The sequence below is a fragment of the Tardiphaga sp. genome (assembly GCF_028290495.1).
GTDB lineage: Bacteria > Pseudomonadota > Alphaproteobacteria > Rhizobiales > Xanthobacteraceae > Tardiphaga.
On record NZ_JAQGJT010000186.1, the window covers coordinates 22,193 to 29,676 of the forward strand.

At 65.0% G+C, this 7,484-nt stretch carries 5 protein-coding genes; 1 reads left to right on the forward strand and 4 read right to left on the reverse strand.

All coding sequences use genetic code 11. The features are described from left to right. Nucleotides 1-39: 39 nt before the first annotated feature. Nucleotides 40-2,721, reverse strand: a complete 2,682-nt coding sequence (locus tag JWQ24_RS27380; RefSeq protein ID WP_299815388.1) for a PAS domain S-box protein — start codon at nucleotides 2,719-2,721, stop codon at nucleotides 40-42. A gap of 179 nt (nucleotides 2,722-2,900) precedes the next feature. Between JWQ24_RS27380 and JWQ24_RS27385 the strand changes: the two genes are divergently transcribed. Continuing rightward, nucleotides 2,901-4,466, forward strand: a complete 1,566-nt coding sequence (locus JWQ24_RS27385; RefSeq protein ID WP_299815391.1) for a long-chain-fatty-acid--CoA ligase — start codon at nucleotides 2,901-2,903, stop codon at nucleotides 4,464-4,466. An 87-nt stretch (nucleotides 4,467-4,553) separates the two neighbouring features. Here the strand turns inward: JWQ24_RS27385 and JWQ24_RS27390 are convergent, their stop codons facing one another. The 3 genes from JWQ24_RS27390 to JWQ24_RS27400 form a co-directional block, all read right to left on the reverse strand. Next, on the reverse strand, nucleotides 4,554-5,354 hold the full coding sequence (locus tag JWQ24_RS27390) for an NUDIX hydrolase (protein WP_299815394.1): 801 nt from the start codon (nucleotides 5,352-5,354) through the stop codon (nucleotides 4,554-4,556). 3 nt (nucleotides 5,355-5,357) lie between these two features. Next, nucleotides 5,358-6,311: a dihydrodipicolinate synthase family protein gene (locus tag JWQ24_RS27395; protein ID WP_299815397.1), complete on the reverse strand. Its 954-nt coding sequence runs from the start codon at nucleotides 6,309-6,311 to the stop codon at nucleotides 5,358-5,360. Between the two features lie 191 nt (nucleotides 6,312-6,502). Continuing rightward, entirely contained in the window at nucleotides 6,503-7,360 is an 858-nt protein-coding gene (locus JWQ24_RS27400) for a MaoC family dehydratase (protein WP_299815400.1), read from the reverse strand. Between the last annotated feature and the right edge of the window lie 124 nt (nucleotides 7,361-7,484).

Sequence of the window (7,484 nt, forward strand, 5' to 3'; positions counted from 1 at the left end):
TTGTCGTCCCGGCGCGCGCGCCGGCACACAATGACGCGCCTACTCCGCCGCCATCTCCAGCGGGGCCGTCCGCGGCAGGATGATCTGCACGCGCGTGCCCTGGCCGGGCTCGGAGTGCAGATGCAATCTGCCGCCGAGGCGGTTGGTGACGATGCTGTACACGATGTGTAGGCCGAGCCCGGTGCCACCTTGGTCGCGGCGGGTGGTGAAGAACGGATCGAAGGCACGGCGACGAACATCCGCACTCATGCCTATACCGTCATCGGTGAACAGTACCTCGACATGATCGACGCCGGAGTCGCGCACCTTGATCTCCACCGCGCCGCCGCCGCCATTTGGAAATGCATGCGCCACGGTGTTGAGAAACAGGTTGGTCAGCACCTGGCCATAGGGGCCGGGATAGGAATTCATCATCAGGTTCGGCTGGCAATCGACGGATAACGCCAGGTTCTGCTTGCGCAGACCGGGCTTCAGACTCATTACCACCTGCTCGGTGAGGTCAGCGAGATCGAACATCCGCTGTTCGGAATAGTTGCGATCGGCGGCAACCTGCTTGAACGACTGAATCAGCTCGGCAGCGCGGTTGAGATTGGCGACCAGTTGCGCCGCGGCATCGCGGTTCGACTCGATGAATTCGGTAAGGCTGGAGCGGCGCAAGTCACCGCGCGCGACTTCCTCGCCAAACATCGCAATCTTGCGCTCCAGCGACGAGGCCACCGTCAGGCTGATGCCCACGGGATTGTTGACCTCGTGCGCGACGCCTGCGACCAGACGACCCAACGCGGCCAGCTTCTCGGCCTCGATCAGCGAATTCTGTGTCTCGCGAAGATTGCGCAAGGTGCCTTCCGCTGCGTCCTTGGCCTTACGCATCTCGGCCTCGCTGCGCTTGCGCTCGCCGATATCAAGCGCCACGGTGACGATGTTCTCAAGCTTGCCGTCGGCGCTGAGCAGCGGCTGTTTGTTGACCAGCCACTGCCGTATCACGCCGGCGGCGTCCTGATATTCCTCCTCGTAGAAGCCAAGACCCTTGCGGGTCTCCAGCACGCGCTTGTCGGGGTCGTTGGTCTTGCCGGCGTTATAGCGGGACATCAGTTCCGCGGTAGTCCGCCCGATCGCATGACCGGGTTCGATGCCGAAGATCCCGGCCATATAGCGATTCATCAGCACGTAACGCAGATCGGTATTCTTGACGTTAATCACCGCCGGCACAGTGTCGATCACCTGCTGCAACAGCCGGCGGCCTTCCTTGATCGCGGCTTCCGCGCGCTTCTGGTTGGTGATGTCCCGCACCGTACCCTCGTAACGCACCACCTCGCCATTCTCGTCGCGCACGGCGGTGGCGCTGTCGGACAGCCACAGGACGGTGTAGTGGCGCTGCCGGACTTGATACTCGAATTCGCGCACCATGCCGTCGCGTTGCATCCGCATCTGATATTCGGCGCGCGCGGCCGGATCGACATAGATCGTACGCGAGATGTCGAGCGTAGCGCGGATCAACTCTTCCGGCGTATCGTAGCCCATCATCCGCGCCAGCGCCGGATTGGCGTTGAGCAGCGCGCCCGCGGGCGTCGTCACATAGATGCCGTCCACCGAACCTTCGAACAGCTTGCGGTAGCTCTCTTCGGCGAGACGCTGCTCGGACAGCGCGTGCACCGCCGCCTCGCGCGCGCGGTCGGCCTCGACCAGCGTGTGGCGGAATACTTCCGCGGCGCGGGCGATGTCGCCGATCTCGTTGTCGAGGTCGGTGGCGGGAATGGCGGTGTGCGGTGCGCCGCCGGCCAGCGCCCGGATCGACCTGGCGATCGCGTTCAGCGGCCGCACGATCCCGCGCACCACGAACACCGCGGCCAAAAGCCCGATCAGCACGCCGATGCTTCCCAGCGCAATACTCTGCCATTTCGCTTCGGTGAGCGAGTGGGCAAAATTGCCCGACAGTACCTGTCCGCGCCGGGCGCTCAGCTCCCGCACCAACTCCGTCACCCGACCGATCAGCCGCCCCTCGGTTCCCAGCACGTCACGGTCGAGATCGGCAATCTGGCTTTCGGTGGCGGCGATGGCGATGATGCCTTTGGCATAAGCGTCGGCGGCCGCGTGCAATTGGGCGTCGTCGATCGGCAGAGCGCGCATCTGCTGTGCGGCCTGTTCGGCGCGCACCGGATCGCGCGCCAGCAGTGCGGCGTTGACCTGGTTCTGCGCCTTGAACAGGTTGCGCGCGGGGGCGCGGTCCGGCGTCTCGCCGATCGCCCATTCGAATCGTTCACGCAGCGGCGGCAACGCGGCGACCAGGGTGGCGCGCTGCACAATCAGCGCCGAGACGCGCTCGATGCCCTCGCGGTAGCTGGTCAGCCGCGCGGCGACGCCGTCGATCATCTCACGCTGCTCAGGCGCCAGATTGATCCGGGTGTTCTTGAGGAGTTCGCCGAGCGCCACCGCGGCCTGCGAGACCTTCTCCGGCGCCGCGTCCGGGTCGGTGACGAAATCCCGCGCTGCCAGCCGCAGGCCGTTCATACGGCGGTCGATATCCTCGGCGAGATCACCGACCCGCTGCAGCCGCTGCAATTCGGAGAAGGTCATGCCGATGTCGCGGATGGCGACCACGCTGGCGATGCCCGTGACCAGGATCACCGCCAGCACCAGCAGGAATCCGCCAAAGGTCAATTGTCCGATCGACAGCGAGGACGATCGGACCCGCTGCATGAACGGCGTAACTTGATTGGCCATCGGATACGGACCGGCTCCAGACGGCGGTAGTATACAATGACTTCGCGTCCCGGGGGAACTGGCTGGACGGCTCTGTTTGGCGCCATTCCCGGCTTGCGGGGCTCCTGCCCGTCGGTATGATCGCAGCCGCCTACCAGAGATGCGTCCAGCATCCGCACGGCCAAGACAGGGAGCGAAGCATGAATATCACCCAGGGCCTGCGCCGGGCGCTGCAGATCGACCCACAGGGAACAGCCACCATCGACGGTGACCGGCGGCGCAACTGGCGCGAGGTCGGCGACCGTGTCGCCCGGCTGGCGGGCGCGCTGCAGCGGCTCGGTATCCAGCCTGGCGACCGCGTCGCGGTGCTGATGCTGAATTCGGACCGCTATCTCGAACTCTATCTCGGTATCGCCTGGGCCGGCGCGGTGATCGTGCCGACCAATGTGCGCTGGAGCGCTCAGGAGATCGCCGACTCGCTGCTGGACTGCCGTGCCAGCGCGCTGGTGGTCGATAGCGCCTTCGCCGCGATCGGCGTCGATCTCGCCAAAGCTATGCCGCTGGCGCTTATCTATGCCGACGACACCGCCGGTCCCGCCGAGGCGCACGACTACGAGCAACTGGTGCAAGACAGCGAGCCGGTCGCGGACGCGATGCGAACGCGCGGCGATCTCGCCGGCATTTTCTACACCGGCGGCACCACCGGCCGTTCCAAGGGCGTGATGCTCAGCCACGGGAATATCTTTGCCAACTCGCTGCACATGCTGGCCGAGGGGCTGGTGCCGCAGGGCACGGTCTATCTCAACGCCGCACCTATGTTCCACGTCGCCAATGGCGGCGCGATGTTTACCTCGCTGGTCGGCGGCGGCACCAACGTCATCGTCCGCGTATTCAATCCGGAACTGGTGATGGCCACCATCGCCCGCGAAAAGGTCACAGCGACGCTGATCGTGCCGACCATGATCCAGATGCTGGTCGATCATCCCGCCTTCCATGACGCCGACCTGTCTTCGCTGAAGCAGATGATGTACGGCGCCTCGCCGATCAACGAGGCGCTCCTGAAGCGCGCGATGGCCGGCATGCCCGGCGCGGAATTCCACCAGCTCTACGGCATGACGGAATTGTCACCGCTGGCGACGCATCTGCCGTGGGAGCAGCATTTTGGCGAGGCAGCCACCGCGAAGGGCCGGCAGCGCGCCTGCGGCCGCGCCGCGATCGGCTGCGAGGCACGGATCGTCGATGCCGACCACAAGCCGGTAGGCGTTGGCGTGGTCGGCGAAGTCGCGGTACGCGGCGCCAATGTGATGATGGGCTATTGGGAACGGCCGGAGGAAACCGCCCGGGCCGTGATCGATGGCTGGATGCACACCGGCGACGGCGGCTACATGGACGATGAGGGCTACATCTATCTGGTCGACCGGATGAAGGACATGATCATCTCCGGCGGCGAGAACGTGTACTCCATCGAGGTCGAGAACGCGGTGGCGCAGCATCCCGCGGTGGCGCAATGCGCCGTGATCGGCATCCCCGACCCGCAATGGGGCGAGACCGTGCATGCCTTCGTGATTACAAAGCCGGGCCACGCGGTGAACGCAACCGAGATCATCGCGTTCTGCCGGGATCGCATCGCCGGCTACAAGTGCCCGCGCAGCGTCGATATCCGCTCTGAGCCGTTCCCGCTGTCCGGTGCCGGCAAGGTGCTGAAGCGCGAATTGCGCCGGCCGTTCTGGGAGACCGCGAACACGTTGCAGGCGAAGGCGGGATAACGCTTCAAAAATTTCACGCTCACCGTCGTCATCCTGAGGTGCGCGCACTTGCGCGCCTCGAAGGATGACGACGGTGTCTTCTGCTATTTACGGCGCACCCGTGATCTCGAACACCTCGCCGTCATAGCCGGCCTCAAGCGGAATCCGCAGCGTGCGCTTGTCGCCATCCCGGGTGACGACGGGCGTCACGGTGACGATGGTGCTGCGCCGGGCATCATCGAGCGCGGCGGTCACATGCGGCTGCTTGCCGAGCTTGATAAGAGTCCGGGTGGTCGGGAACGGCAGCGTGAAGCGGCCGCTCTCGCCGCCTTCCAGTGCTTCGCGCGGCGACAGCCAGATCGAGTCGGTGGATTCCTTGCCGTCATGCATGCCGACCTGTTCGGGGGGCGCGGCGGCGAGGAAGAACCAGGTATCAAACCGCTTCTTCATGCCCTCCGGCGTGATCCAGTGCGCATAGGGCACCAATAGATCGAGCGCGAGGACGAGGTCATGGTCGGCTATGATATCCGCGAATTTCACCCGGCCGTCGTTGAGTGCGTCACGATGGGCGTCAGCGATCTCGCCGGCGCGCGCGGCCTCGATCAGTTCGTTTGAGCCGCGCGGACGCGCGAGCAGGATGCGGCTTTCCTCGAACGTCTCGCGGATCGCGGCGATGCGAAACTTCAGCGTCATCGCATCGTCGCCATCGACGCCGGCATAGAGTTCCGGCCGCGCGACGATGTCCTGATCCCCGGCATCGACGCTGCCGCCGGGAAACACCAGCGCGCCCGACGCGAACTCGATCTGATAGTGCCGCACCATCATGAAGACTTCGATGGCGTCCGCAGCGCCCTTTCGAAGCAGCAGGATGGTGGAGGCAGGCCGCGCGACGCCGGGCTCACTGGTCATCGCTCAGCCCGCCGCACTGGATTGCAACTGCAAATTGGCGCGCTTGTCGAAACGGGCGACACGCGACAGCAGGTAATCGATCTCGGCGCGCGCCGTCGGCGACAGCGCCGAACCCGGCTTGCGTTGCGCCATCGAAGCGATGATACCGCGCTTCTGCAGCACGTATTTCCGTGCAGCAAGGCCGACGCCGGGCTGCTGCTCATAGCGGATCAGCGGCAGATGCGCGTCGAACAGGTCGTGCGCCCGGTCGCGCTCGCCCTGCTTCTGCAGGTTGACGACGTCGATCAGCAGTTCCGGGAAGGCGTAGCCGGTCATCGCGCCGTCGGCGCCGCGCTCCATCTCGAAGTCGAGGAAGGTGCCCCCATTGCCGGTGAGGATCGAGAGTTCGCGCAACGAGCCGTCCTTCTGGAAGCCGCGCAAAGCGGTGATCTTTTCCAGGCCCGGCCAGTCCTCGTGCTTGAGCATCACGCAGGACTTCGAATCCATGATGATCTTGCGGATTACCGCGGGCGTCATCACTACCGTCAGCGTCAGCGGATAATCCTGCAGCACCCAGGGAATGTCGGTGCCGATGGCTTCCTCGGCCTGCTTGAAGTAGGTCGTGATCTGGTCGTCGGTGCGCAGCATCGGCGGCGGCGCGATCATCACGCCGGCGGCTCCCGCGTCCATCGACTTGCGCGCCAGCGTGCGCATCGCGGCAAAGCCCGGCGACGACACGCCGACGATGACCTGCATGTTCTTGGCACGCTTGACGAAACGCAGCGCCACGGCCTCCGCCTCAGCCGCCTCCAGCTTCGGTGCTTCGCCAAGAATACCGAGCACGGTAACGCCGTCGCATCCGACCTCGGCGTAGAAATCGGTCAGGCGGTCGATCGACGCATCGTCGATCCGGCCGTCGTCGTGGAACGGGGTCGGCGCAATGGCGAACGTACCGGCGGCTTTGGGTGTCAGTTTCATGATGGGCCTCGATGGATGATGCGGCATTGTAGAGGGAAAGTGAGCGGTTGTCCGTCCCCCACCGTCGTTCCGGGGCGCGGGCGGCGCCAGCCGAATGCGCCCCCGGAATCCCGAGATGTTTGCGCTGAACATCTCAAGGTTCCGGGTTCGCTCGCGCTGGTGCGCTCGCGCCCCGGAACGACAGTATGGGGCTAGGCCAGCACCGTCCGGCCGCTCTTGATCACGGTGACGCCCCGCTCCTTCACCTTCGCCTCGAACGACACCACGTTGCCGTCCTTCCACAGGTCCATCGTTACAGTTTCGCCCGGATAGACCGGCGATGAGAAGCGGACGGCATGCTGCTTGAAGGCTGCGGGATCGTAATCGGCATAGGTCTGCAGCACGCCGCGGCAGGTCAGGCCATAGGTGCACATGCCGTGCAGGATCGGGCGCGGAAAGCCGGCGCGCTTGGCGAAATCGGGATCGGAATGCAGCGGGTTGCGGTCGCCGCACAGGCGATAGACCAGCGCCTGATCGGGGCGGGTCGAGATATCGACCGAGCGGTCGGGCGCGCGCGTCGGCACCTTGTGCGGCTCGGGCTGGCCTTCCGATGGCCCGCCGAAGCCGCCATCGCCGCGCGCAAAGCGCGACGCGACCAGCGTCGCGAGTTCCTCGCCCTTGTCGTCCTTGAGCACGGTCTTGTGCCGGATCACCGCGCCCTTGTCCTTGCCCTTGTCCCAGCAGCCGAGCACGGTGGAATCCGCGGTGATGTTGGCCGCAACGGGGAGCTGCTTGTGGAAGGTAATGTCGCGCTCGCCGTCGACCACCATCAGGCGGTTGAGGTTCATCTCGCCGGGGTTGGCGCCCCACGCCGCGACCGAGGCAAATGTCGGCACTACTTTCAAAGGCCGCGGGCTGAAGGCGGCTTCGTTGACATAAGCCAGTTCCTTCTCGTCCATTGGATCCGCGCCCATGCCGATGCCGACGGCGTACCGCATCACCTCGCGATCGGTGTAAGCGTATTTCTGGCCGAGGTTTTGTAGCGCCATCAGTTCGTCGTATTTGGGCATTGGTGGTCTTCTCCCGTATTCTTGCCGTCATTGCGAGGAGCGCTTGCGACGAAGCAATCCAGTCTTTCTTCGCGGCCTCTGGATTGCTTCGCTTCGCCCGCAATGACGATCACACCGACGTAAA